The sequence below is a fragment of the Pseudarthrobacter sp. Pseusp20 genome, assembly GCF_059492155.1.
In genome coordinates this window covers 4,060,264-4,086,168 of sequence record NZ_CP168521.1, presented here as the reverse complement: position 1 = coordinate 4,086,168, position 25,905 = coordinate 4,060,264, and the positions used below count along the sequence as shown (strand labels likewise).

The following is a 25,905-nucleotide window of genomic DNA, read 5'->3' as shown; positions in this document are numbered from 1 at the left end:
GCAACGTCGGGGGATGCTGGTCCCTTGGCTGGGGCACTGCCCGTTACCCGCGGGTGATGGGAAGTTTTTTCGGTTCGGTGGGTTGGGCCTGCTCGGGCAACGGGGTGCGGACTTCCAGGACCCCGTTGGTGTAAGTGGCTTTGATGTCTTCTTCCTTGACCCCGTCAGGGAGCGGGATGTTCCGGCTGAAGGACCCGTAGCGGAACTCTGACCGATAGCTGCCTTTGTCCTTGTGTTCTTCCTTTTCCTGGCGTTCAGCGCGGATCCGCAGGAACCCGTCATCCATTGTCACTTCAATGTCTTTGTCAGGATCGACGCCGGGCATCTCGGCACGCACCACAAGGGTCTTGTCGTCGACGAACTCTTCGACCCTGATCGGGGCGGGGCTGGCCGGTGACTCAAACATGCGCTCTATGGAGTCCAGCAACTCCGCCGGGGAGCGCAGGGCAGACGTGAAGGGGGAGGGCCACCGGGAGGCTGCGAAGGGGGACCATTTGAGCAGATCAGACATGACAAAAACTCTCCAGATTCGGTGCGGAGGACGCCCGGAAGGGGCCGGATCAATCCAGTAAATACCCGTGCATCCGGGGTTGGCAGGGGCAAAAGACCCGCCCGCCCGGAGCCCTCACGCACAGCCCTGAAATTCATGGATACCTGAGGACTAAAGCCTCTGAAGGCAAGACGCGCCCGGCTCGAAGCTGGAACCATAGGGAGGCTTGCCCCACCCCGGCAGCCGAACTTAAACACAACAATTTCCCTCCCTGCGTACAAGGAAGCAAGCCATGTCTGCATCATCAGCACATCCGGGCGTAGGCGCACGTCACCACCGCACGGCCATCGAAATCACTGCCCTGGCGGCGGGAGCAGTTTTCGCCCTGGTGGGCGTTCTCGGTTTCATCCCTGGAGTCACCACGAACTATTCGGAACTGAGTTTCGCCGGCCCCGACTCCGGCGCGATGCTCCTGGGTGTCTTCCAGGTATCCATCCTGCACAACATTGTTCACCTCCTCTTTGGAGCAGCCGGCCTGCTCATGGGCAGGACCGCGTCCCAGTCGAAGTACTATCTCATCGGCGGCGGCGCCCTCTACCTGGTTATTTGGCTCTACGGACTCCTGATTGACCAGGCATCCTCGGCCAACTTCATCCCGGTGAACACCTCAGATAACTGGCTCCACGTGGTGCTGGGAGTCGTCATGCTCGCAGTGGGGATTGTGCTTGGCCGCGGAACCGGCCCGGCGAAAGCACCCTGATCCCTCTCACGCTTACGGCTCGGGGGCAGTGAAAGGAAAGACGAATGACCAGCACTGGTCCATTCCTGATTGTTGTCGGCTTTGACGGCTCCGAACCCTCCCAGGCAGCACTGGACTGGGCGATGGATGAGGCCCGCCAACGCAATGGCCAACTCCGCTTCGTCACCGCCTGGAACAAGCCGCCAATGGCGTGGTATCCGGCTGTCCTGGAAACGGCCGCAGGTGAAATTGCCGCCGAAGAGTCTCCGGAGCACATCGCCCGGACGCTCCAGGGTGAGGCGCTGAAGGCCGCCGCAGATGGCGGCGTGACCGCTTCGGGGCAACTCGTAGACACCCATTCACCTGCTTCGGCGATTCTTGACGCCGCCAAGGACGCGGATCTCATTGTCGTCGGCTCCCGGGGCCATGGGGGATTTCCAGGGCTGCACATGGGCTCCGTATCCACCCAGGTGGTCAACCACGCCCCCTGTGCTGTCCTGGTGGTCCAATCCAAGGCGTAATGCCCCTGGAGCCTGCTCAGCTGGGCCCTGTCAGCCGCTGCAGCTGGGCGCGTGAAGGGGACGCACACCAAAAGTTCAAGCGGAGTGCGCTCTACCTCTGGTGGAGTGCCGGGGCCGGTCGTAAAGTGGAAGTGCCTGCAGGTAACCATCAGATGACGCCGGGTTGTTCAGGACATGAGAATGTCCGAGCCGTCTCTTAGCGAGATCGCGAAGGTACCTGCAGGTTCTGCGTTTAAAACACTTTTCTCCGCTGGAAATTTGGCTCTTGCGTCCCCGCAAAACCAGGCGTAACACTGTTAATACGTTCTTCGAAAGAAGGGCGGGAACGGACAACAGGGAACCCTGGAACACACCGTGGATCTGATCCAAGTGGTCTGCCGGTGACGAGGCAGGAAGCACCAGGATTCCCGCAAGTTCGGGAGATGATGTTCGTCATAACGGAATCAAAACAGTCGAAGCCCCTTCAGCATTGCTGGTGGGGCTTCCCCTATGTACTGCCAGGTCAGGGCAGTCCGGCCATCCGGGCCGCCAGGTGCAGTGCCGCCAGCCGGCCCGTGCCGCGCGGATCACCGCCGCACAGCTCGAAAATGCGCTGCAGCCTGTGGTGCATCGACTGGCGCTCCAGGTGCAGTTCCCGTGCAGACTGCGCTGTGTTGCAGCCTGAGTCCAGCCACACCTGCAGGGTCTCCAGCAGCTGGGACTGCCGCTGCGCATCATGCTCAAGGACCGCCCGCAGCTGCCGGTTGACGAACGCCTCCCGTGATGAGGCATCAAGGCAGGTCAGGGACAGGCTCTCCACGGCAGCGTCCTCCGCATCCACCACCACCAGGCCGCGGGCCGGATAGCGCCTGCGCGCCGACGCGTTCCTGCGCCGGATCTGGCGCACCTCCAGGGTGCGGCGGGCTTCGGCCAGGGACCAGGCGGCTTCCGCCACGCCGCCGGCCAGGGGACCGACGGCGATCACCGCATCATGGTCCCCTTCCAGCCCCTTCAGCGATTCCACAAGCTGCCGCCGTTCACCGACAGTGTCAGCGCAGGGCAGGCCGATCATCACCACCAGTTCGGCATCATCCAGATAGGCGGCGCACGGAATGCGCCGTGAGCTGAGGAAGCTTTCGACGGCGCCACGCAGCTCCTGCGGTGACGCGGCGTGGATTGCCGCCACCACGGAGGGGGAGTCCGTGGGGAAGCCGGCACCCGGAGCCAGCTGCTCAAGGCGCCACTCCGGAGCTGCGTTCAGGACTGCCCGCATCAGTTCGGCGCCAGCCAGGGCATGCAGTCCGGGAGGCGTGTGCTGCAGCAGCGCCAGGCCCAGGATGTCCACGGCGCGTTCCCCCCCCACCTGCGCCAGGGCCACGTCCGCGGCCTCCGGAACCCGCACCTCCAGGCGGCCCATGAGGACACCCCGCACGGGAATGTCCACGGTGATCACCGTTCCGCCGGCCCTGCCGTGAAAGCCGCCGTGCCCGCCCGGCCCGGAGCCGCCGTCGTCCGCTGTATCGCCAGCTGTCGCCGCCCCGGCTTCCGCGCAAATGTCAGCGTTCCAGCCCTCGGGCATGGCGCTGCCCATGGTGACTCCCCAGGGGGAGGTGAGCTTCACCGCGGAGCTGGTGATGCCGGCCAGTACGCCCAGGATCTTGTCGAGTGAAGCGCCGTGGGCCAGCTCCGCCGCCATGGCCCGGGTGGCAGCGTCAGCCTGCTGCAGGTGTCCCACGGACTCGCTCACAAGCAGGGAATTGATGGCCTGCATGACGCCCACGAACGGCACCACCTTGCGCAGCTCCACCACCGGAAGGCCATATTCCTCGGCCTTTTCGAGCATGTTGGCCGGGATCTCCGGCAGGGCGCCACCGGTCTCGATGGCGAGCGCTGCAATCCCGCGCTGGGCCAGTTCGCGCACGTAGTCCTCGCGCTTGGCAGGCGTGGCCGTGGCCAGGGTGATCCCGCCGCACAGCAGCAGTTCGCCGCCCCGGAGCAGGGGTGCAATGTCAAGCACTTCGCTGGAGTGGACCCAGCGGACCGGTTGCGCGTCGGCCGCCACACCCAGGGGGTGGACCACGGGATCGGCGGCGGCGAGGGCGGGGTGGGCGAGTATTTCGCCAAGAAACACTGACACGACAGTCCGTAACGTAGTAGGGGAATCTGTTCGACACATCGTATCTTGTTCCTTGTGATGGGGGCCACATAGCCTTTTGGTACTTATCCACCTCACGGAGGCCCCCATGCAAGAAAAGCTTTCACCAGCCACGCACGGCCAGCCCGGCCAGGCCACGCAGGACCACAACGCCGTGGACCACGAAGCCTGGCTCCAGCCCATCCCCGAATCAGCACGCACACGCAAGGTTTCCGGCCAGTTCTGGATCTGGGCGGGCGCCAACCTGGCACCCATCAACTGGGTGCTGGGGGCACTCGGGATCCAGCTGGGACTCGGGTTGGCGGACACCGTCACCGTCCTGGTCCTGGGCAACCTGATCGGCATGCTGCTCTTTGGCTGCTTCGTCCTCCTGGGCCAGAAGACCGGCGCCACTGGCATGGTCCTGGCCCGCGCCGCATTCGGACGGCGCGGCAATTACCTCCCGGCCGCCATCCAGGCCCTCCTGGTCATCGGCTGGTGCGCGGTGAACACCTGGATCATCCTGGACCTGGTCATGGCGCTCTTCGGAACCCTTGGGTGGGTTGACCCGGAAGCCCCCAACTACGCCTGGAAGATCGGCGTCGCCACCTTCATCATGGCCCTGCAGGTAGCCATCGCCTGGTTCGGCTACAAGGCCATCGCGGCCTTCGAAAAATGGACCGTACCGCCCACCATCCTCATCCTGGCCGTCATGTCGGCCGTCGCCTGGTTCGGCATGGACATCGACTGGGGCTACGCCGGACCGGCCGGCGCCATCCTGGAAGGCTCGGAGCGGATCGCCGCCATGAGCGCCGTCATGACCGCCATCGGCATCGGCTGGGGCATCACCTGGTTCACCTACGCCGCGGACTACTCCCGGTTCGTCAGCACCAGCGTCCCCAAGAAGAAGGTCTACCTCGCCTCGGTCCTTGGCCAGTTCATCCCGGTGGTCTGGCTGGGTGTCCTGGGCGCCAGCCTGGCCACCAACTCCGGGGAGATCGACCCCGGCAAGCTGATCGTCCTCAACTTCGGCGCCATGGCGCTGCCGGTGCTGCTCATGGTGCTCCACGGCCCCATCGCCACCAACATCCTCAACATCTATACGTTCTCCGTCGCAACCCAGGCACTGGATATCTCCATCAGCCGCCGCAAGCTCAACCTGTTCGTCGGCGTCTTCTCGCTGGCCGCCGTCGTCTTCTTCATCTTCCAGGAGGACTTCGCCGCGGTACTCGACGCCTGGCTGATTGGCCTGGTGGCCTGGGTGGCCGCCTGGGGCGGCATCATGCTGGTGCACTACTTCTGGCTGGACAAGCGCTGGCCGGGCGAGCCGGAGCGCCTGTTCGACGCCGTGGGCACCAAGCGGCTGCCCGGCGTCAACTGGGCCGGTGTCATCTCCCTGGTGGCCGGGATTTTCGCAACGTGGCTCTTCATGTACGGCCTGATCCCCATCATGCAGGGCCCCATCGCGGTGGCGCTGGGCGGCTGGGACCTGTCCTGGCTGGCCGGTGGACTGACCAGCGCCGGGGTGTACGCCATCCTCGGGCCGCGGCAGCACATCCGCTACCTGGCCCTGCAGCCCCGCATCAAGGAGGCGGCGGACAGCGCCCCTGGAGCGGACGGCAAGGCAGCGGACAGCGCGCCCGCCCTTCCCGCCCTCTAAACGGCCCTGCCCTTCTTCCCCAGCACCTGGCGGGCGCACTGCGCCCGCCGAAAGGATTTCCCATGAACCAGCCCGCCATCGCAGACCCGCTGCACCCCATCATCTGGCCCGACGGCGCCAAGGCCGCCGCATCCTTCACCTTCGACGTGGACGCAGAGTCCTGCACCATCGCCCACAACCCCACCAGCACCCGGCGCATGTCCCTGATGAGCCACCAGTCCTACGGCCCCAAAATCGCGGTGCCGCGGCTCCTGGCCATCCTGGCGCGCCAGGACATCCAGGCCACCTTCTTCATCCCGGGCTTCACCGCCGAGTCCTACCCGGACGTGGTGCGGCAGATCGTGGACAGTGGTCATGAAGTGGCGCACCACGGCTACCTGCACGAACCCATGCAGGGCATCGACGCCGCCACCGAGGCAAGCTACATCGACCGGGGCCTTGAGGCCCTGGCCACGGTGGCCGGAGTCCGGCCGGTGGGCTACCGGGCACCGTGGTGGGAGCTGAACTGGCACTCGCCGGGCCTGCTGGCCGACCGCGGCTTCCTCTACGATTCCAGCCTGCTCGACGGAGACGCCCCCTACCGCTTCGCCGTCGCCGCCGATGATCCCCGGGACATTGTGGAGATTCCGGTGGACTGGACCCTTGACGACTGGGAGCAGTACGCGTTCTATCCCGGCGTGACGGGCAGCGGGGTGATCGAGAGCCCGGCCAAGGTCCTGGAGATGTGGACCCTTGAAGCCGAGGCCCACCACTCCCAGGGCAGCTGTTTCGTGCTGACCAACCACCCGTTCATCTCCGGCCGGCCGTCCAAGGCGGTGGCGCTGGAGCAGCTGATCGAGCGGGTTAAGGCGATGGACGGCATGTGGGTAACCACCATGGAACAGATTGCCCGGCACACCAAGGAAACCGTGACGGAGGTCCACACCCACGCTCGGATCGACGTGCCGGTATTCCCGGGCGCGGGTGCACAGTTCCAGCCCGCCTTGGTGCGGCAGGGGGTGCTGGCCTAGCGTCCTGGGGTAGCGTCCGGGCCCAGCGACCCGGGCGAGGAAAGCGGCCGACGGCGGGAGTTCCAGCCGCCGGCCGCTTTCGGTTGTTTACGACTGGTCAGCCGTGGTCATCAGGGACTGCATCTGGGCTGCGGCGCCGCTGCCCGGGGCGGGCGTGTAGACAACGATGTGCAGGTCCGGCCGGTCCGAAGGCGACACCTGGTGGTGTTCCAGCTGGAGGACTCCGACGGCGGGGTGGTGGAAGAGCCGCTCGCGGGATTCGAAGCCCAGGATGTCGTACAGGTCCCAGCCCTGGCGGAACTCGGGGCTTGCCTCCTTGAGCCGTTCCACCTGGTACTGGATGTCCGGATCACCCAGCCGCTGTCCGGTTTCGGCGCGGAATTCGGCAAGGAAACGCTTGCTGGTGGTGTCCCAGTCCGGGAGCAGGTCCCGGACGTAGGGGTCGGTGAACACCAGCCACAGCAGGTTCCGGTCCGCCGGGGGCACGGTGGCGATGTTGGGGTACAGCGCGGCATAGGCCTTGTTCCAGCCGGCTACGCCCCAGTCCGGGAACAGGGCAAAGGACGGATTGGGATCAAGTGCATCCAGCAGCCGCTGGATGTGGGGCGGAGCAGTATCGGCGGCGGGGCCCGAGGGCGCCGCGGACGCATACCCGCCCAGGGACAGGACATAGCCAAGGCCGGTGGTGGAAAGATGCAGCGCACGGCTGACGGCCTCCAGGACCTGGCGGGAGGGGCTGATGTCCCTGCCCTGCTCCAGCCAGGTGTACCAGGTGACGCTGACACCGGAGAGGAAAGCCACCTCCTCGCGGCGCAATCCCCGGTCGCGCGAGCGGCCGATCGGCGGCAGGCCATAGTCGGCCCGCAGCGCCTGGTCGCGGCGGGCGCGCAGGAAGAGGCCAAGTTCCTTGCGCCGTCCGGGATCACTCACCCGGAAATACTATTACTCTGGTACTCCTACTACTAGTATCAAAAGCGTCTTCCACCCCGGCCCATGAGCCCGCAGGATGGTAGGCATGCCTGCACTTCGCTCTAAAACAGTCACCCATGGCCGCAACATGGCCGGCGCCCGCGCACTGCTGCGCGCTTCCGGCGTCGCCAACTCGGACATCGGAAAGCCGATCATCGCCGTGGCCAACTCCTTCACCGAGTTCGTCCCCGGCCACACCCACCTCGCCCCCGTGGGCCGGATCGTCTCCGACGCGATCCTCGCCGCCGGCGCCGTGCCGCGCGAGTTCAACACCATCGCCGTGGACGACGGCATCGCCATGGGCCACAGCGGCATGCTCTACTCGCTGCCGTCCCGCGACCTGATCGCCGACTCCGTGGAGTACATGGTCAACGCACACTGCGCCGACGCCCTGGTATGCATCTCCAACTGCGACAAGATCACCCCCGGCATGCTCATGGCCGCGCTGCGCCTGAACATCCCCGTGGTCTTCGTCTCCGGCGGCCCCATGGAAGCAGGGCGCGTGACCCTGACCGACGGCTCCGTCCGCTCCCTGGACCTGGTGAACGCGATTGCCGATGCCGTGGACGAGTCCATCTCCGATGCCGACATCAACCTCATCGAAGAGAACGCCTGCCCCACCTGCGGCTCCTGCTCCGGCATGTTCACCGCCAACTCAATGAACTGCCTCACCGAGGCCATCGGCCTGTCCCTGCCGGGCAACGGGTCCGTGCTCGCCACCCATACCGCACGCAAGGCCCTGTACGAGAAGGCCGGTGCCACCGTCGTCGAGCTGGTGAAGCGCTACTACGACGGCGACGACGACTCCGTGCTGCCGCGCTCCATCGCCACCGCGAAGGCCTTCGATAACGCCATGGCCCTGGACATCTCCATGGGCGGCTCCACCAACACCATCCTGCACCTGCTGGCCGCCGCCCAGGAGGCCGGCGTGGACTACGGCCTGGCCGAGATGGATGCCAAGTCCCGCCAGGTGCCCTGCCTGGCCAAGGTGGCTCCGAACGTGGCCAAGGACAAGACCTACTACATGGAGGACGTGCACCGCGCCGGCGGCATCCCCGCCCTGCTGGGCGAGCTGAACCGAGGCGGCCTCCTGCACAAGGACGTCCACTCCGTGCACTCCGATAACCTGGACGGCTGGCTGGATGACTGGGACATCCGGGGCGGCAAAGCCACCGAGGAAGCAAAGGCCCTGTGGCACGCCGCTCCCGGCGGCGTCCGTTCCTCCACCGCGTTCTCCCAGTCGAACGAGTGGACCTCCCTGGACACCGACGCCGCAGAAGGCTGCATCCGCTCGGTGGAGCACGCCTACTCCAAGGACGGCGGCCTGGCCGTGCTCCGTGGCAACGTCGCAGTGGACGGCGCCGTGGTGAAGACCGCCGGCGTGGACGAGTCCATCTGGACCTTCTCGGGCCCGGCCGTGGTGTGCGAGTCCCAGGATGAAGCCGTGGAGAAGATCCTGAACAAGACCGTCAAGGAAGGCGACGTGGTGGTCATCCGTTACGAAGGCCCCCGCGGCGGTCCCGGCATGCAGGAAATGCTCTACCCGACGTCGTTCCTCAAGGGCCGCGGCCTGGGCAAGAAGTGCGCCCTCATCACTGATGGCCGTTTCTCCGGCGGCACGTCCGGCCTGTCGATCGGGCACATCTCGCCGGAGGCTGCCTCCGGCGGCGCCATCGCCCTGGTGGAGGACGGTGACATCATCAGCATCAACATCTCGCAGCGTTCCATGCAGCTTGAGGTCTCGGACGAGATCCTGGCCGAACGCCGCGAGAAGCTGGAGGTCAACGGCGGCTACAAGCCCAAGGACCGGGACCGCCAGGTCTCCGCTGCACTGCGCGCCTACGCCGCCATGGCCCTGTCCGCGGACAAGGGCGCAGTACGGGATGTGTCGCTGGTAGAGCGGTAAGGCGTCCGCGGCGGGAGAGGGGAGAAGCAGGTCCTCCGGCCCTCCCCCGCCCGGGGCCGGCGCGCCACACTTGAAGGGTCATCGGCAGGCCCAAAGGAGGGTGTGGTGCGCAGGCTCATCACGGCGTTTTCGGCAGCGGCCCTGGCAATGCTGTTCCTGGCCGGCTGCTCACCGCAGCCGGGAAGTCCACAGCCCTCGCCATCCACGGCGGGCTCTGCCGCCACGTCAGCAACGGCCACCGGTACGGCCGCCGGGCCGACGCCGTCGAGCGTCCCTTCCACACCAACAGCCGCGCCCGGCACTTCTGCGGCCGGTTCTGCCGCGGCTGCCTGGACCACGTTCACGACGGCGGATGGCGCCATGGCGTTCGACTTACCTGCCGCCTGGAGCGTCAAGGATCCGGCAGGGGAGTTGGCGGAGGGCGGAGGGGCCTTTGCGGAGGTGCGGAACCAGGCCGGAAAGGTGATGGCAACGCTGCGGACCAACATGGCCACCGGCTCCACGTGTACCGAGAGGTACCCGTATGAAGTCCTGGACAGCGCGGACATCCCGGTACTGGTCCAGGGCGGCGTGGTGCCGCAGTTCGTGTTCGAGACCCGCGCAAACGCCGCGGCGCCGGGCATGTACCGCACCCCGGCGGCCGGCTACGGCATTACGTCCGGCCCTCCGCCGAGCGGTCCCGACGCCTGCCCCATCTTCCAGTTTTTCCGGTGGCCGCCCAACGCTGCCATGTTCGGCGCCTCCTACGACCCGGAAATCAACGCGACACCCGGCGACCAGTCACTGCCGTACCTTGAGCTGGCGCGGAAGTACCGGGACACGGCCGAGTACGCGGACATCAAGAGAATGATCACCTCGCTGCGGCCGGTAAACCGCTGACCGGACGATACGTGGGCCTGGCCCCTTGTCAACGGGCCAAAGGTCCGGTCCTGCCGTCCTGCCGTGACGGTACCCTGTTGACATGGTGCAGGAATTTTCCGACTACCGGGCGGAAGGCATCCTGCTTGCTGGGGCAGGGCGGGCCATTCTGCTGCAGCTTGCCAATCCGGCCATTGGCCGGGGCGTGGCGGAACACAGCACGTTCACTGAGCGCCCCGTCAACAGGCTCAAAGGCACACTGACGTATGTCTACGCGGTCGTCTATGGAAACGACGCCCAGGTTAACGAGGTCCGCCGCAGGGTTAACCGGGCTCATGTTCCGGTGCACGGCACTGCGGACAAAACGTCCGCCGGGTACAACGCCTATGATCCGGAACTGCAGCTCTGGGTGGTAGCCACACTCTACGACACCGCTCTGACCATCATCGAGAAGATCTACGGCCCGCTGGACGATGCAGCTGCCGACGCCATGTACCTGGACTACGCGCGGATCGGCACCGCGCTGCAGCTTCCGCCGGGCATGTGGCCCAAGGACAGGGCGGAGTTCGGCCGCGACTGGGCCGAACACGTCTCCACCCTGCACGCGGAGGCCCCCGGGGTCCGCGTTGGACGCGGCCTGCTGTTTCCCAAGCACACAGCCCTGTGGTACCGGGCCATCATCCCCCCTGCCAGGTTCCTCACCGCCGGACTCCTTCCCCACCAGTTGCGGAAAGACTTCGGCCTCGGCTGGAGCGACCGGCACGAACGGCGCTTCAACCGCACCTTTCGCATCCTGGCCGTTGCCTACCCGCGGCTGCCGCGGGGCATCAGGTACTGGTTCAAGAACTACTGCCTGCGCGAACTCGACAGGGACCTGAAGAGGAACACCCGGCCAAGCCAGCGCCAGGGGATCAGTGCCTAGCCCCAGACGCGGTTCACCACCGGTGGAGCAGCGGATCGACGAACGGGCCAGGAGGTTCCTGGCAACTGCTCCGGCCGGCGGCGGCAAAACAAGACTCACTGAGTTCGTGGTCTTTGGCCTCAAGCAGGGCTGGGCCTGCATCTTCGGCGCGGCGCTCCTGGCAGTGCTCATGGCCGCCAGGATCTGGTATCCGGACACTGCCGGCCTGGCGCGCAACGACTTCCTGACGATCGCCGCCGTCGTCATCCAAATCCTGATGGTGGCGTTCAAGCTGGAAACCCTGCGGGAACTGCGGGTCATCGTCCTGTTCCATCTGGTGGGGACCGTCATGGAGCTGTTCAAGACCGACGTGGGTTCGTGGTCCTACGATGCCCAAGGCTTCCTGCGCATCGGGGCCGTGCCGCTCTTCAGCGGGTTCATGTATGCCGCCGTGGGCTCGTACATGGTGCGCGTCTACCGGCTGTTCGACCTGAAGTTCGCCGCCTACCCCCGGCGCTGGATCACCGCCGTCCTCGCCGCCGCGATCTACGCCAACTTCTTCACCCACCACTACATCTGGGACCTGCGCTGGGTGCTGCTCGCCGCCGTCGTGCTCATCTACGGCCGGTGCGTCATGCACTTCCGCGTGTTCCGCCGGGAGTTCCACATGCCGCTGCCGGTCTCTTTCCTGCTGGTGGCGCTGTTCATCTGGCTCGCCGAGAACATCGCCACCTGGTCCGGCGCCTGGCTCTACCCCAGCCAGGTGGACGGCTGGCACCCGGTGGGCCCTGAAAAACTCGTGGCTTGGTTCCTGCTAATGATCATCTCTGTAGTGCTGGTGGCCTGGGTGTACAAGCCGCAGCCCCCGGTGGCGGCCACGGGAGGGCGGCGGGAGGCCCCGTCGTCCGCTGTGCTGCGGTAAGGGGGGTCTGCCAAGACCCGTTTCAGCAGGGCCCTCGCTAGGGCTTCGGAAGCGCGCTTTGATGGAGGCTATGGCCTCCGAAACAACCGTCATCAACACCAGCGGGCAGCAGCGACCAGGCATCCCCGGGCACCAGCAGGCCCACTGGGGAGGCGTCTTCGCGATGTCGCTGTGCGTCTTCGCGCTGATCGCCTCCGAGTTCATGCCGGTCAGCCTGCTCACGCCGATGGCATCGGAACTGCAGGTTTCCGAGGGCATGGTGGGACAGGGCATCGCGGTCTCCGGCGTGCTGGCCGTCCTGACCAGCCTGTCCGTGTCCACTCTGGCCGGCGGCATAAACCGCAAGACCCTGCTGCTGGGCCTGACGGCGCTGATGGCCGCCTCCGCGGCGCTGGTGGCCACGGCCCCTGGGTACCTGCTCTTCATGATCGGCCGCGCCCTCATCGGCGTGGTGATCGGGGGGTTCTGGTCCATGTCGGCAGCCACCGCCATGCGGCTGGTGCCGGCCCACCAGGTGGCGCGGGCCTTGGCCATCTTCAACGGCGGCAACGCCCTCGCAACCGTGCTGGCTGCACCGCTGGGAAGCTACCTTGGCTCCGTCATCGGCTGGCGCGGGGCGTTCTTCTGCCTGGTGCCGGTGGCCGTGCTCGCGCTTCTCTGGCAGTGGATCAGCCTGCCGTCCATGAACGTCCAAAGGCAGGCGCGTGCGGCGGGAAACATCTTCGGGATCTTCGCCGCGTTCAAGAGCCGGCCGATTGCCTGGGGCATGGCCGCCTGCGGCGCCTTCTTCATGGGGCAGTTCGTCCTGTTCACCTACGTCCGCCCGTTCCTGGAAACGGTGACCCGCGTCGATGCGGGCATGGTGTCCCTGGTGTTGCTGGTCATCGGTGCGGCGGGATTTGCAGGCACCCTGCTGATCGGCCGGTTTCTCGGCACCGGACTGTACCGGACGCTGGTCTTTATTCCGGCGCTCATGGCGGTCCTTGCCGCAGCGCTCGTTCCCTCCGGCGGGTGGATCGCCGCCGTCGTGGTTCTCCTGGGCCTGTGGGGCCTGATGTCCACGTCCGCGCCGGTGGGCTGGTGGAGCTGGATTGCGAAGGCGATGCCCCACAACGCGGAGGCGGGCGGCGGCCTGATGGTGGCCGTCATCCAAACATCAATCGCCATCGGATCCACGCTGGGCGGAGTGCTGTTCGACTGGGCCGGCTACCGCGTCACCTTCCTGGTGGCCGCAGCGGTCCTTGCGGCGGCGTCCGTCCTGGCCTTCGTGACGTCCCGGGCCACGCCTGCCGGCCCCGGGCAGGCAGCATGACCAACGCACACCTTCCCATCTACCCGAACCACCAGGAGGAGAACATGAAGTACACCCAGAGCGGCGGCCAGACGGCGGCCGGGCCCAAGGAATGGTTCACGGGTACGGTCCAGATCGACGGGATCCGGAATCCGGATGAACAGTCAGCCATTGGCTGCGCGCACGTCCGGTTCGCGCCCGGCGCCCGGACCGCCTGGCACCACCACCCCATGGGCCAGACCCTCTACGTGACGGACGGCATCGGCCTGGTGGCCCGCCGCGGCGGCGAGGTCCAGGAAATCCGCCCCGGCGATGTGGTCTACATCGAACCCGGCGAGGAGCACTGGCACGGGGCCACCCCTGAGCGGTTCATGGCACACATCGCCATGCAGGAAGCCGACGGGAACGGACAGGTTGTCACCTGGCTCCGCCACGTGACCGATGAGGAGTACGGGGCGTAACTGACCGTTGCGCACAAGGAGGGCCGACGACGCCGGGAGTTCCCGCCGTCGTCCGCCCTCCTTGTGTGTGGAGCAGGTCAGTCCTCGTACGTGTTCGCGATGTAGACATCGCAGGGGGCATTGTGCGCCACACTGTTGGCGACGCTGCCCAGGAGCCGGCCGATGCCGCGCATCCTGCGGTTGCCCACCACGATCAGCCGGGCATCCAGGCGGATGGCTTCCTTGATGAGGGAATCGGCCGGCTTGCCGCGGGCAGCGAAGTGGGTAATCTCCACTCCCGGCCGCGAGGCGCCGAGCGACTTTGCCACCATCTCCGAGCTGTCCGCGTTGGAGATGCGCACCTTGTCCGAGCCCACCCCGAAGGTTTCGGCGTTCTCCATTTCAAAGGCGGTCACCACATGGAGTGTCGCTCCCAGCGACTCCGCCAGCCCCAGCGCCACTTCCGCAGCCTTCCGTGCGGACGGGCTGGCGTCCACACCTACAACGATTACACCGCTCATGTCCTGCTCCTTCGTCCAGTCCTGGCCTTAATGTTCACTGCCAGTCTAGGGACTACCCCTCCCGGGCCCTCGTATCACACGGCCTGGGGCACCGTCTCATGGATCCCGGCAGTCAGAACGCGGATCCAATCGAGGCAAGGCCGGCGGCGGACGCCCCCGCGTACCGGTTGGCCGGCCGTGGCAGGCCGTAGTGCTCCCTCAGGGTCCGGCCCGTGTATTCGGTCCGGAACAGGCCGCGCTCCTGCAGGATGGGCACCACCTGGTCCACGAAGGTTTCCAGCCCGGACGGGAGCACCGGCGGCATGATGTTGAAGCCGTCCGCCGCTCCGCCGTCGAACCATTCCTGGATGGCGTCCGCCACCTGCACCGGGGTGCCGGTGAAGGTGCGGTGCCCGCGGCCGCCGCCCAGGCGGCCGATCAGCTGCCGCACGGTGAGCTGCTCCCGGCGCGCCAGCTGGACGATCAGGGTGTAGCGGCTCTTGGCGCCCTCGATCTCATCCTCGCTGGGCAGGTTGTCCGGCAGTTGCCGGTCCAGCGGCAGGTCCTCCGGGTCCACGCGCAGGGTCTTGGCCAGCTGGATCCGGGCGTATTCGGGTTTGATCAGCCGGTCCAGCTCGCGCTCCAGCTCCTGGGCTTCCTCCGCTGTGGCACCAATGACCGGCACGATGCCCGGCAGGATCTTGATGGCCTCCGGATCACGGCCGGCGGCCGCGGTGCGGGCCTTCAGGTCGCGGTAGAACTCCTGCGCATCGGCAAGGGTCTGGTGGGCGGTAAAGACGGCGTCCGCGTACCGGGCAGCGAGGTCCTTGCCGTCCTCGGACGAGCCCGCCTGGACGATCAGCGGGTGCCCCTGCGGTGAGCGGGGAACGTTCAGGGGACCGCGGACCTTGAAGTGCCTGCCCTCGTGGTCGATGGCCCGGATCTTGTCCGCGTCACCCCACACGCCTTCGGCCTTGTCGGCCAGCACGGCGTCGTCCTGCCAGCTGTCCCACAGCTTCTGCGCCACCTCGATGAACTCTGCGGCGCGCTCGTACCGGACAGCGTGGGCGGGCTGGTCGTCCACGCCGAAGTTGCGGGCGGCGTCCGGGCCGGCCGTGGTCACCACGTTCCACCCTGCCCGTCCGCCGCTGGCCCAGTCCACGGACGCGAAGCGGCGGGCCAGGTTGAAGGGCTCGTTGTAGGTGGTGGACGCGGTGGCGATCAGCCCGATCCGTTCGGTGGCGCCGGCGATCGCCGTCAGCAGCACCGTGGGCTCGAGCTTGCCGGCAGGACGGCGGCCCACCTCGCCGAACAGGACGGGGGAGTCGGCAAAGAAGATGGAGTCCAGCTTGCCGCGCTCGGCAGTCTGGGCGAGCAACTTGTAGTGCCCAATATCCGTGCTGGCCTGCGGATCGCTTTCCGGCAGCCGCCATGAGGCCTCGTGGTGGCCGGTGCTCATCAGGAACGCGTTCAGGTGGAGCCGGCGCCGGGGAGGGTTATTGGAAGTCATGGGTAGTCCTTCGGGTCTGGTGGTTCAGTGGGTGGCGCCGACGACGCCAAGATCGGTGAGGAGGCCGCGGCGGAGGGCTTCATGCCCGGCCGCATCGGCGGAGGAGCGGATCTCCGGCGTTACCGGGCGGACGGTGGCGATGCGGCCGTGGTCCAGGACCACGATCCGGTCTGCAAGCGCGATGGCCTCGTCCACGTCGTGCGTGACCAGCAGGACGGCTGGGCGGTGGCCACCAGGTCCTGGAGCAGCCCGTGCATCCTGATCCGGGTCAGCGCATCCAGGGCGCCGAACGGCTCGTCGGCCAGCAGCAGCTGGGGTTCGCGGACCAGTGAACGGGCCAGCGCCACGCGCTGCTGTTCGCCGCCGGACAGCTGGTGCGGCCATGCTTTTTCACGTCCGGCGAGCCCCACTTCGGCGAGGGCCTTGCGGGCGCGGGCTTCGGCGTCGTGCTCCCGGACGCCCAGGGTGACATTGCCCAGCACGCTGTCCCAGGGCAGGAGCCGCGAGTCCTGGAAAACCACGGAGACGCGGTCCGGGACGCTGATCACGCCGCTGCCCCGGACGTCGTGGTCCAGGCCGGCCAGGGCGCGCAGCAGGGTGCTTTTGCCGCAGCCGCTGGGTCCCAGCAGGGCCACGAACTCGCCGGGGGCGATGTCCAGGTCAACGCCGTTCAGGACACTCTTGGTACCGAAGCTGCGGATAAGCCCGCGGACGGAAACGGCGGAACGTACGGGACGTGCGGGGCCGATGGCGGTCAGCCCGCCAGGGTGCGCTGCCATGAGAGGGCCTTTCGTTCGATGAAGCGGACAATGCCGTCGGAGAGGAGGCCAAGGATGCCGTAGACGGCCAAGCCCAGGACGATGATGTTGGTCTGGCCGTAGGTGCGGGCGAGCTCCATCATGTAGCCGATGCCGCTGGTGGCGTTGATCTGCTCCACCACCACCAGGGACACCCAGGCGCCGGTCACGGCGAAGCGCAGGCCCAGGAAGAACCCGGGCAGGGCACCGGGGAGGACCACCTTGCGGATGAAGCCGGCCCGGCTGAGCCCCACGGTCTGTGCGAGCTCCACGAAGCGCAGGTCGATGCCGCGCAGGCCCGCATGCGTCTGCAGGTACACCGGGACAAAGACGCCCAGGGTGATGGTGAGGACCTTCATGGTCTCGTCGATGCCGAACCACAGGATCAGCAGCGGGATCAGGGCCAGGCCGGGGATGGCGCGCTTGATCTGCACGGGCCCGTCGATGAGGGCCTCACCCACCCGGCTCAGCCCGGACAGGAGCGCCAGGACGGCGCCCACCAGGATGCCGAAGAAGAGCCCCAGGCCGGCGCGCTGGGCGGAAATGGCCAGGTTCTCCTGGAGCCGGCCGTCCGCGATGAGCTCACCGGCGGTGGCCACCACGGTCCAGGGTTCGGAAAGGATGCGCGGGTCCAGGAGCCCTGTTGCGGAAGAGACTGTCCACAGCAGCAGCAAGGCGGACGGGCCCACCCAGGCGAGCTGCCGGCGTCGTCCGGGCCCCAGTCGCTTCCCTGCGGGCCGCACATCCGGCCGCCCTGCCGGTGCCGGATCCTGGTGGGCTGCCACCACGGGCCGGTCCAGTACGGTGCTCAAGCGGCACCTGCCTTCCCGGCGGGCGCAAATGCCGTGCCGGCGATGGCTTCAAACCTGGTGTCGTACAGGTCGGCCGCCGTCAGCTGCGGCTTCTTCTGCTCGCGGGCCAGGAGGTCGATGGTTTCCTGGTGCCTGGCGATCGCTTCGGTCCAGGCGGTGGGCAGGTCGCGCTTGCCGGTGGCATCGATCAGGTATTGGCCGTCCTCGCGGGACAGGCCCTGGTCCTTGACGTAGTAGCCGTCAAGCCACTGCGCCGGGTGGTCTTCGATCCAGCGCTGCGCCTTGCCCCAGACCTTCACGTAGGCGGCCAGGGCGGCGGCCTTGGCCGGATCGGCCAGGACCTTGGCGGGGGAGTAGAGGAGGCTGGGATCATCGCGCAGCCCGTGGCGGATGGTGGTGGCGCCGTCGGCCTTGTACTTGGCCAGGTAGCGTTTGATCTGGACCCCGCCCAGGGGAGCGGCGTCCACCTGTTTGCTGGCCAGCGCCGTGGCGTAGGCGTCCCCGGTGCTGGGCAGCTCCACCAGCTTGACGTCCTCCTGCCTGAGCCCGGCCTTGTCCAGGATCCGCAGCACCAGCGCACCCTGCGCCTGGCCCGGGCTGTAGGCCACTTTCTTGCCGCGCAGGTCTTCCAGGCGGCTGATGCCCGCTCCCGGGGCGACGCCCAGCTCATAAATGGGATGGTTCACGGCATCCTGGCGGTAGCCCGCGGCGATGATGCGGACGTCCAGGCCGGTCCAGGTGGCGTGGATGGGCGGGATGTCCGCCACGGACCCCGCATCCAGGGCGTTCGCCCGGAACGCCTCGGTGGTCTGCGGGCCGCCGGAGATGTTGGCGAACTCCACCGTGAAGCCGTCCAGGTCCTTGATCAGGCCGGACAGTTCCAGCGCCACTTTGATGCTGGGATCGCCCACCTTGATGGTGGTCCCGGCAGGCACCGAGGCAGCCAGCGGTTCCAGGGCGCCCTGGCTGATGCGGGCTCCGCCTGCGGTGGCGGTCCCGCCGCAGGCGGACAGCAGGCCGACGGCGGGAATCGCCAGAAGTGCGCCCAGCGCACGGCGGCGGGTGAATGCCGGGGAGCCGGGGCTGGAGTGGGGCGGGGGTGCTGGGAAGGACATGGTGTTCCTTTCGGGGAAAGATTCCGGGTACGACGACGGCACCCGGGGTGTGTGCCCGGGTGGACGTGGGAGGTGGGTGGGGCCGTCGGCGCGGCGGCGTGCCCGCGCTTTGGGCTGGTGCTTACGGCCTGGCCGGTGCCGTGAAAACACTCAAGCACGGTCCGCAGGGCGTTGGCCAGCAGCACGCAATGGAGGCTAAACGCTGCGAAACGGCGCTACTTATGGCGCCATCCGGCCGACAAACGCGGACCAATGGGGACAAGCCAGGCAACGCGGAGCCACGAACCGCAACGGAGGTTAATGTGACTGGAATTCGTGTGCGTGGACGCCCGGGCGGCCGTCAGGCGCGGGCGTGGGCCATCCCCACGATGTTCTCGGTGGCCGCCCAGGACGCCAGGAGCTTGAGGGCCTCCTCGGAAGGGCTGCCGGGAGTGGCGGGATACACGGTGAGGGTGTGCCCCGGGTCCTCTTCGAGGCCCAGGACCTGGTAGTTCAGTTCCAGCAGGCCCACTACGGGGTGCTGGAAAAACTTGGTCCCCGCGTAGTGGCGGCGGACGTTGTGGGCTGCCCAGAGCGTGCGGAACTCGTCACTCCGCATTGACAGCTCACCGATGAGTTCGGCGATGCCCCTGTCGTGCGGGTTGCGGCCCGCCTCGCGGCGGAGGATGGCCACATTGGTGTTGGCGGCCCGGTCCCAGTCGGTGTAGAAGTTGTGGGCCCGGGGGTCAAGGAAGATGAACCGGGAGTGGTTGGCCGGCCGTGACGGGGTGCGGTACATGTCCGAGTAGAGGGCGTAGCCCAGGGTGTTGGCGGCCACGATGTCCAGCCGGTTGTTGCCGATGAAGGCAGGCGCTCCGGTGATGGTGTCCAGGAGGTACTGCAGCTCGGGCCGGACTTTCGAGGGCGCGGAACCGCCTGCGCCCGCAGCCCTCTTCCGGCCCGACGTGTTGGCCGCCCGGGCCAGGTCGTAGAGGTGGTCGTGTTCCGCGCGGTCCAGTTCCAGGGCACCGGCAATGGCATCCAGGACACTGTCCGAAACGCCGCTGAGGTTCCCGCGTTCCAGCCGGGTGTAATAGTCCACGCTGACGCCCGCCAGCCGGGCCACCTCCTCGCGGCGCAGCCCCGGTACGCGCCGCCGGCCGCCGTACGGTTCGATGCCGGCCTGCTCAGGGGTGATGCGCCCACGGCGGGAGGACAGGAACTGTCGGACCTCGGCTCGGTTATCCATGGGGACCACGTTACGACCATCGGCATCGCCCTAAGGAGGTTCTGCCAGAACCAGTTACAGCAGGGCCCTCGCCAACATTCCCCGGGCCGGGTTTGATGGGATTGTCCGTTTTCAGCTTTCCACCCCTTGGAGGACCCAGCATGCGCGCAGCCATCATGCACGCCCCCGGAGACGTGCGCGTCGAGGACCGTGACAAACCCGCCATCAGGCAGCCCAGCGACGCGGTCATCAAACTCGTTGCCGCCTGTGTCTGCGGGTCCGACCTCTGGCCCTACCGGGGCGCAGACAAACTGGCCAAACCCATGCCGATGGGCCACGAATACGTGGGAATCGTCGAAGAAGTGGGCGCCGACGTGAAGAATGTCCGCCCCGGCCAGTTCGTGGTTGGCTCCTTCTTCGCCTCGGACAACACCTGTGAGATCTGCCGCTCCGGCTACCAAAGCGGCTGCGTCCACCGGCAGGGCGTGGGCGGTGCGCAGGCTGAGTACCTGCGCGTCCCGCTGGCGGACGGCACCCTGGTGGCCACGCCGGAGATGCCCGACGCCGGCATGGTTCCGTCGCTGCTTGCCGCCTCCGATGTCCTGGGCACGGGATGGTTTGCCGCCAAGGCGGCCGAAGCGGGACCAGGCAAAACCGTGGCGGTGGTGGGCGACGGCGCCGTGGGGCTTTTGGGGATCCTGGCCGCACAGCAGATGGGCGCCGAACGCATCATTGCCATGTCCCGCCACGCCGACCGGCAGGCCCTGGCCCGCGAATTCGGCGCCACCGACATCGTCGAGGAGCGCGGGGACGCAGGCGTGAAGAAGATCAAGGAACTCACGGGCGGGCTCGGCGCACACTCGGTCATCGAGGCCGTTGGCACGCAGGAATCCATGCTGCAGGCAATCCACGCCACCCGTGCCGGCGGCCATGTGGGCTTCGTCGGTGTCTCCCATGACGTGGCGCTGCCAGGCCGGGACCTGTTCTACTCGCACGTCCACCTGCACGGCGGTCCCGCTCCGGTCCGACAGTACCTTCCCGAGCTGATCGACCTGATCCTCCGTGGCGACATCAACCCCGGAAAGGTGTTCGACCTCGAACTCCCCTTGGACCAGGCAGCAGAGGCGTACAAGGCCATGGACGAACGCCGCGCCATCAAGGTGCTCCTCCGGCCCTGACGTTTCACCGGCTTGGCCAGGCTGCGGAGGGTAGGACTGCCAAGACCAGGTACAACAGGGCCACTCTGGCCCCACCTTTTCCGGGGTTTGATCCGAACAACCCCGGTAGCATTTCAGTTATCCCCCAACAGATCACAGGAGAACCATGACTACCGTCAAGGCTTATGCATCCCCGTCCGCCACGGAGGACCTGGTGGCAACCACCATTGAGCGCCGCGAGGTGGGTCCCCACGACGTCATGATCGACATCAAGTTCGCCGGCATCTGCCACTCGGACATCCACACTGTCCGCGGCGACTGGGGCCCGCAGCAGTACCCGCTGGTTCCCGGCCACGAAATCGCGGGCATCGTTACCGAGGTGGGCTCCGCGGTGACCAAGCATGCCGTTGGCGACCGTGTTGGTGTTGGCTGCATGGTCAACTCCTGCAAGGAGTGCGCCAACTGCCAGAAGGGCGAGGAACAGTACTGCCTCAAGGGCAACGTTGGCACGTACGGCGCCGTTGACCGCGACGGCACCATCACCCAGGGCGGCTACTCCACCCACGTTGTGGTGACCGAGGACTTCGTGGTGACCATCCCCGAGGGCATCGAACTCGATGTCGCCGCACCGCTGCTGTGCGCCGGCATCACCACCTACTCACCGCTGCGGCACTGGGGCGCCGGTCCCGGCAAGAAGGTCGCCGTCGTCGGCCTCGGCGGCCTGGGCCACATGGCCGTCAAGCTCGCCCACGCCATGGGCGCCGACGTGACTGTCCTGTCCCAGTCGCTGAAGAAGCAGGAAGACGGCCTGCGCCTGGGCGCTGACAGCTACTTCGCCACCAGCGATCCCGCCACGTTTGAGGTGCTCGCCGGCTCCTTCGACCTCATCATCAACACGGTCAGCGCTTCAATCGACATCAGCTCCTACCTCGGCCTGCTGAAGCTTGACGGCGCACTGGTCAACGTTGGTGCTCCTGCCGAGCCGCTTCCCGTCAATGCGTTCGCACTGATCGGCGGCCGCCGCTCCTTCGCCGGTTCCATGATCGGCGGCATCCGCGAGACCCAGGAGATGCTCAACTTCTGCGCCGAGCACGGCCTGGGCGCCGAGGTCGAGGTCATCCCGGCTGAGAAGATCAACGAAGCCTACGAGCGCGTCCTTGCCTCGGACGTCCGCTACCGCTTCGTGATCGACACCGCCACCCTCTAAAGCACCACCCCCGCGCGGCGGGCCGGCTCCGAAAGGGGCCGGCCCGCCGTCGTCCGTGGCAGAAGCAGCAGCCGTGGCAGAAGCATCAACCCGCTACGGGGCGAGGCTCTTGAGGATCGCCGCCGCGGGGCCGTCCACGGCATGCCGGTAGTTGATGCCGGCCCACAGGTTCAGCCAGTCCGGCTCGTCGGCGGCTGCAGCCGCTGCCCGCAGGGGAGTGGTCAGGTGGTGGATCTCCGGGTAGCCGTAGGGGGCATCGGGGTCGTGGCGGCGCATGAATTCGTTGTAGAGGCCGCGGGCGTTGCGGCCCGAGAAGGCGCGGGTGACGGCGGTGGTGGTGAACCGCTCCGATGACGACAACGCGGCCCGGTGCGCCGCCTTGGTTCCCGCTTCATCCGCGCGGAGGAAGGCGGTTCCGGCCTGGACCGCCGCGGCACCCACGGCGAGGGCAGCCCGCGTGTCATCGGGCGTGGCAATCCCGCCGGCCGCGATGAGCGGCACCTCAAGGTCGGAGAGCTCTTCGAGGATGCCATGCAGGGGCACCTCGGGAGGCGGAACATCCGCCTTGAACGTCCCGCGGTGGCCGCCGGCTTCCGGGCCCTGGACGCACAGGGCGTCGGCGCCTGCCTCAAGCGCCTGAAGCGCTTCGCCGCGGTCCGTCACCGTGGCGACCACATACACACCCTGCTTTTGGAGGGCCTGGACCACGCCGGTAGCGGGAACGTCGAAGGTGAAGGACACAACGGCCGGCGCGAGCTCCAGCAGGACCTCGAGCTTTTTGTCCCAGTCGTCATGGTCATGCCGTGGCTCGCCCAGGCTGACACCGAAGCGCTCGGCGTCAGGGGCCAGGGACGCCGCGTACTGCTGAAGGGACGCCGGGCTGATGACCGACGGCTGGGGAACGAACAGGTTGACCCCGAACGCCCGGCTGGTGAGTGAGCGCACCGTCTCAATCTCGGAGCGCATCGCCGCGGCGGTCTTGTATCCGGCCGCGAGGAAGCCGAGGCCGCCCGCGGCAGTGGCAGCCGCCGCGAGCTGAGGTGTGGAGGGCCCGCCTGCCATCGGTGCCTGGATGACCGGCACTGCCAGGGACCCGAGGCTGAACCGGCCGGGCTTTTGCTGGGTATCCATGTTTCCTCCCCGTCCTGCTGCGCGTACCTCACGAATGCTACGCCGTTCCGCGGCGGCGGGCTGCGCCAGGTTGTGCGGTCAGGGCCCCCGTCCCCGCGGGGCAGCAAAAAGGCGCGGACGACGGCGGGTGGTTCCCCGGCGTCGTCCGCGCCCCCTGGTGGTGGGAGTGCCTAAAGGGCCAGTGCCGCCTCGTCGCCGCGCACACTCAGGGTGAAGGTGTTGGGCCCGCTGCACGTGACAGCGATGCGGCAGGTGGTGGTGTTGTGGCGCGACGACAGGTCGCTGACCGCGGAATCGAGGGTCTCGTGGAGTGAGGTACGGTCCCAGATCTTCAGGGTCACGGATTCGGCAGTATTAAACGTCATTGTTCAGACTTTCCTGTATCAAGCCGGCGCTGCGTCCGGTCATTTGGCCTGTCCGCGCTCAGAGGATCGGTGGCCGGTGCTCACCGGTGGGCCTCATTGCGTCACCAGGATGTCGAGGGCCGATGTGTCCTGCCCTGCCCTTCCATAGTGCCCATGACGAAAGTGCCTGCTCAACCAAAATGCCCTATTATTGCGAGTGATTCTCATCACTTGTGAGCGGGCGCACAGTCCACTCCGGCGTTACGGAAGCGCAGTGCTGCTCCACGCCTTTGCTCGTCGGCTTCGATCAGCTGGTCCGGCCCCCGGTCCATTCGGCATTCATCTTTTACCCCCACCCGGATCGGCATTAAGGCTGCCCCTCGCCACGATCTCCTGCGCAATCTCTTGGATCCGGCGGTTGCCGGATGCGGCAGCGGCCTGGAGGAGGTCCAGTGCGCCGTCCCGGCCGCCGCGGGCCTGGAGCATGACCAGCGCAATGGCCGCGTCAACCACCGCGCGCGACTTCAGTGCGGCCCGCAGGTCCTCGGAAAAGACCTCAGGGGCGTGGAGCCGCAGGGCGAGCCGAAGGATGCGGGACATCGACGCCGCCTGGTCCTCCACCAGCTTGACGGTCTCGGGGTCGAAGGCATGGACAGCATGCGCGTAGCAATTGAGGGCCGCTTGGGAAAGGGGCTCCGTGCGGATGGGTACCGCCAAAACCGAGCGCACACCCAGCTTTGCAACGGCATAGGTGTACGGTGCCCACCTCTGGTCAAGCTGCAGGTCGTCGATCAATACGCTGCGCTGCTCCCTGAGCGCGGCGAGGCATGGGCCTATGCCAAAGGCGTACTGGGTCTCGTCCAGCCGGCGGCCCTCTTCGCTGCTGTAGGCAAACGTGGACAGGGCGCCGTCGCGCTCCACGGTGACCGTACATGCCACCGGCGTCCCGTCTCCCCCCAGCTGCGACGCGGATATGGTCGCAAGGCCCAGGAGGAACTGCGAAAATTCCGGGGTGTTGAGCAATAAATCCTGATACTGGTCTGCGGTGGTGACTGCATCGTTGTTGGCCATAAGGCCTCAATCCCTAGTTGCGCCAGTGATCCTTTATTCGACACTACGCCTGTAAAGGGGATTCCGAACAGGGTTTGATGCCCGTCTCACTGATGCTGCTTCAGGAGCTTGGCGCGGCGGCGCCTGGTTCGCTGCCGCCGTCGTCATCCCCTTCCGCATCCCCATCCGTATCCTCTTCCGCGGCCTCCGGCCTGGATGTGAAGTCATTGGAGTAGGGCGCACGCGGCCGCGGCCGCTCGTCAATCAACTCGTTCGCCGCAAGCGCCAGCAGGTCGCGCTGGATCGGCGGCAGCGAGAGAAGGCCCTGCAGGTAGGCCTCCACCTCATATTCGCCTGCGTCTCCGGACATGCCAAAGTACTTCAACCACAGCTCCGACACGGAGATATCCGCTGCCCTGAGGGCTGCACGGAGCCGGCGCCTTTGTTCCGGTTCGTGTGGATCGAAACCCATCCGCGCTGCCTAAATCCCGGACGCCGGCGTCCCGGCCAGAATGGATTCGCTGATGTTCAGCAGGGTGGTGCGCTCGTTCCGCGCCTGGTTCATCAGCTGTTGCAGCGCCGCCTTGTGCGTCGTGCCCAGGCGTTCCATCACCACACCGCAGGCGCGGTTGATGACATCCCTGCTGTGGAGCGAAGTCTGCAGCCCTTCCGTCATTTTGCGCGGAGCTTCGCTTCCTTGGACGTGCGACAGAAGGGTCGCGGCCGGCCCGGCGAACAGTTGAATCAGCCGCACGCTGGTTTCGTCGTAGCCGGACGGTGTGGCGGCATACAGTTTGAGGGCGCCGATCGCTTCCTTGCCGGCCATCAACGGTGCACTCACCACTGACCGGATGGGTAGTCCCCGCACCGAGTCCCGCCATAGCGGCCACCGCATGTCGTCGTGGAGGTCCTGGACCAGGACGGGAATCTCTGCCGCCCAGGCTGTCAGGCAGGGACCTTCGCCATGGCGGTACTGTTCGGCGTCAGCCTGTTCCACCACACCGTCGGTGTAGCCGCTGCTGGTCCGCCGGCCCCGGGAGTCAAGCAGGGACACGCCAGCACCGATGGTGCCCGGGACTGACTCCTTGGCGGCCCGCGCCAGGAGGCTGACCGCGGTGCCCACCTTTTCCTCTGTCAGCAACAATCCCTGAATCCGAGCAATCACAATGCTGAGCTCGTCAATGGGCAGGTGCTGGGGCATCTCTCCAGCATATGTTAACCACTTGGCGTCTCCACGCGCCGCTTGGCTGCAACA

General features: G+C 67.0%; 25 protein-coding genes and 1 pseudogene. 12 read left to right on the top strand and 14 right to left on the bottom strand.

From position 1 onward, the window contains the following. Positions 1-43 precede the first annotated feature (43 nt). A complete protein-coding gene (locus tag ACEN9K_RS18985) occupies positions 44-511 on the bottom strand; it encodes an Hsp20/alpha crystallin family protein (protein WP_018770632.1) in 468 nt (155 codons plus the stop codon). A gap of 271 nt (positions 512-782) precedes the next feature. Between ACEN9K_RS18985 and ACEN9K_RS18980 the strand changes: the two genes are divergently transcribed. Continuing rightward, positions 783-1,250 carry a DUF4383 domain-containing protein gene (locus ACEN9K_RS18980; protein ID WP_056391542.1) on the top strand — a complete coding sequence of 156 codons (468 nt, stop codon included), beginning with the start codon at positions 783-785 and terminating at the stop codon, positions 1,248-1,250. Positions 1,251-1,294: 44 nt separating this feature from the next. Beyond that, the gene (locus tag ACEN9K_RS18975) at positions 1,295-1,750 is read left to right on the top strand and encodes a universal stress protein (protein WP_134165487.1); all 456 of its coding nucleotides are present in this window, start codon (positions 1,295-1,297) and stop codon (positions 1,748-1,750) included. 502 nt (positions 1,751-2,252) lie between these two features. Here ACEN9K_RS18975 and ACEN9K_RS18970 read toward each other — a convergent pair. Beyond that, the gene (locus ACEN9K_RS18970) at positions 2,253-3,866 is read right to left on the bottom strand and encodes a PucR family transcriptional regulator (protein ID WP_495634851.1); all 1,614 of its coding nucleotides are present in this window, start codon (positions 3,864-3,866) and stop codon (positions 2,253-2,255) included. Positions 3,867-3,972: 106 nt separating this feature from the next. Here ACEN9K_RS18970 and ACEN9K_RS18965 point away from each other — a divergent pair, with 106 nt between their 5' ends. Further along, a complete protein-coding gene (locus tag ACEN9K_RS18965) occupies positions 3,973-5,523 on the top strand; it encodes a purine-cytosine permease family protein (RefSeq protein WP_144600233.1) in 1,551 nt (516 codons plus the stop codon). Positions 5,524-5,585: 62 nt separating this feature from the next. Beyond that, entirely contained in the window at positions 5,586-6,533 is a 948-nt protein-coding gene (locus ACEN9K_RS18960; protein WP_495634850.1) for a polysaccharide deacetylase family protein, read from the top strand. Between the two features lie 87 nt (positions 6,534-6,620). Here ACEN9K_RS18960 and ACEN9K_RS18955 read toward each other — a convergent pair whose 3' ends face one another. After that, positions 6,621-7,463: a helix-turn-helix transcriptional regulator gene (locus ACEN9K_RS18955; protein WP_018770626.1), complete on the bottom strand. Its 843-nt coding sequence runs from the start codon at positions 7,461-7,463 to the stop codon at positions 6,621-6,623. An 85-nt stretch (positions 7,464-7,548) separates the two neighbouring features. On the opposite strand from ACEN9K_RS18955, the gene ilvD reads away from it, so the two are divergent. From ilvD to ACEN9K_RS18925, 6 genes are all read left to right on the top strand, one after another. Continuing rightward, positions 7,549-9,408, top strand: a complete 1,860-nt coding sequence (gene ilvD / locus ACEN9K_RS18950) for a dihydroxy-acid dehydratase (RefSeq protein ID WP_495634849.1) — start codon at positions 7,549-7,551, stop codon at positions 9,406-9,408. Positions 9,409-9,513: 105 nt separating this feature from the next. Beyond that, a complete protein-coding gene (locus ACEN9K_RS18945; RefSeq protein WP_018770624.1) occupies positions 9,514-10,287 on the top strand; it encodes a hypothetical protein in 774 nt (257 codons plus the stop codon). 82 nt (positions 10,288-10,369) lie between these two features. Next, on the top strand, positions 10,370-11,188 hold the full coding sequence (locus ACEN9K_RS18940; RefSeq protein ID WP_495634848.1) for an oxygenase MpaB family protein: 819 nt from the start codon (positions 10,370-10,372) through the stop codon (positions 11,186-11,188). Next, on the top strand, positions 11,181-12,089 hold the full coding sequence (locus ACEN9K_RS18935) for a DUF817 domain-containing protein (RefSeq protein WP_495634847.1): 909 nt from the start codon (positions 11,181-11,183) through the stop codon (positions 12,087-12,089). The genes ACEN9K_RS18940 and ACEN9K_RS18935 overlap by 8 nt, the downstream gene beginning before the upstream one ends. A 70-nt stretch (positions 12,090-12,159) precedes the next feature. Next, positions 12,160-13,401 (top strand): MFS transporter, encoded by a 1,242-nt coding sequence (locus tag ACEN9K_RS18930; RefSeq protein ID WP_495634846.1) that lies wholly within the window; start codon positions 12,160-12,162, stop codon positions 13,399-13,401. A gap of 44 nt (positions 13,402-13,445) precedes the next feature. After that, a complete protein-coding gene (locus ACEN9K_RS18925; protein WP_134165516.1) occupies positions 13,446-13,841 on the top strand; it encodes a (R)-mandelonitrile lyase in 396 nt (131 codons plus the stop codon). Between the two features lie 77 nt (positions 13,842-13,918). Here ACEN9K_RS18925 and ACEN9K_RS18920 read toward each other — a convergent pair whose 3' ends face one another. The 6 genes and pseudogenes from ACEN9K_RS18920 to ACEN9K_RS18895 form a co-directional block, all read right to left on the bottom strand. Then, a complete protein-coding gene (locus ACEN9K_RS18920) occupies positions 13,919-14,341 on the bottom strand; it encodes a universal stress protein (RefSeq protein ID WP_018770619.1) in 423 nt (140 codons plus the stop codon). A gap of 112 nt (positions 14,342-14,453) precedes the next feature. Further along, positions 14,454-15,830, bottom strand: coding sequence for an LLM class flavin-dependent oxidoreductase (locus ACEN9K_RS18915; protein WP_018770618.1), 1,377 nt, complete (start codon positions 15,828-15,830; stop codon positions 14,454-14,456). A gap of 24 nt (positions 15,831-15,854) precedes the next feature. Then, positions 15,855-16,609: pseudogene (locus tag ACEN9K_RS18910) on the bottom strand (ABC transporter ATP-binding protein). Next, positions 16,585-17,439: an ABC transporter permease gene (locus ACEN9K_RS18905; protein WP_144600238.1), complete on the bottom strand. Its 855-nt coding sequence runs from the start codon at positions 17,437-17,439 to the stop codon at positions 16,585-16,587. Before ACEN9K_RS18905 ends, ACEN9K_RS18910 begins: the two are co-directional and overlap by 25 nt. Beyond that, positions 17,436-18,554 carry an ABC transporter substrate-binding protein gene (locus ACEN9K_RS18900; RefSeq protein WP_495634845.1) on the bottom strand — a complete coding sequence of 373 codons (1,119 nt, stop codon included), beginning with the start codon at positions 18,552-18,554 and terminating at the stop codon, positions 17,436-17,438. The genes ACEN9K_RS18905 and ACEN9K_RS18900 overlap by 4 nt, the downstream gene beginning before the upstream one ends. A gap of 340 nt (positions 18,555-18,894) precedes the next feature. After that, a complete protein-coding gene (locus ACEN9K_RS18895) occupies positions 18,895-19,782 on the bottom strand; it encodes a helix-turn-helix transcriptional regulator (protein ID WP_495634844.1) in 888 nt (295 codons plus the stop codon). 140 nt (positions 19,783-19,922) lie between these two features. Here ACEN9K_RS18895 and ACEN9K_RS18890 point away from each other — a divergent pair, with 140 nt between their 5' ends. Together ACEN9K_RS18890 and ACEN9K_RS18885 are read left to right on the top strand one after the other, a co-directional pair. Then, entirely contained in the window at positions 19,923-20,939 is a 1,017-nt protein-coding gene (locus ACEN9K_RS18890; RefSeq protein WP_018770613.1) for a zinc-dependent alcohol dehydrogenase family protein, read from the top strand. Between the two features lie 145 nt (positions 20,940-21,084). After that, positions 21,085-22,125: an NAD(P)-dependent alcohol dehydrogenase gene (locus tag ACEN9K_RS18885; RefSeq protein WP_144600240.1), complete on the top strand. Its 1,041-nt coding sequence runs from the start codon at positions 21,085-21,087 to the stop codon at positions 22,123-22,125. A gap of 93 nt (positions 22,126-22,218) precedes the next feature. Here ACEN9K_RS18885 and ACEN9K_RS18880 read toward each other — a convergent pair whose 3' ends face one another. The 5 genes from ACEN9K_RS18880 to ACEN9K_RS18860 form a co-directional block, all read right to left on the bottom strand. Then, positions 22,219-23,256, bottom strand: coding sequence for a nitronate monooxygenase (locus ACEN9K_RS18880; RefSeq protein ID WP_495634843.1), 1,038 nt, complete (start codon positions 23,254-23,256; stop codon positions 22,219-22,221). Positions 23,257-23,426: 170 nt separating this feature from the next. Next, positions 23,427-23,621, bottom strand: coding sequence for a hypothetical protein (locus tag ACEN9K_RS18875; protein WP_018770610.1), 195 nt, complete (start codon positions 23,619-23,621; stop codon positions 23,427-23,429). 318 nt (positions 23,622-23,939) lie between these two features. Then, on the bottom strand, positions 23,940-24,671 hold the full coding sequence (locus ACEN9K_RS18870; RefSeq protein WP_056391502.1) for a GAF and ANTAR domain-containing protein: 732 nt from the start codon (positions 24,669-24,671) through the stop codon (positions 23,940-23,942). Between the two features lie 100 nt (positions 24,672-24,771). Next, positions 24,772-25,122 (bottom strand): hypothetical protein, encoded by a 351-nt coding sequence (locus ACEN9K_RS18865; protein ID WP_495634842.1) that lies wholly within the window; start codon positions 25,120-25,122, stop codon positions 24,772-24,774. Between the two features lie 9 nt (positions 25,123-25,131). Further along, the gene (locus ACEN9K_RS18860) at positions 25,132-25,851 is read right to left on the bottom strand and encodes a GAF and ANTAR domain-containing protein (protein WP_018770607.1); all 720 of its coding nucleotides are present in this window, start codon (positions 25,849-25,851) and stop codon (positions 25,132-25,134) included. Positions 25,852-25,905: the final 54 nt, after the last annotated feature.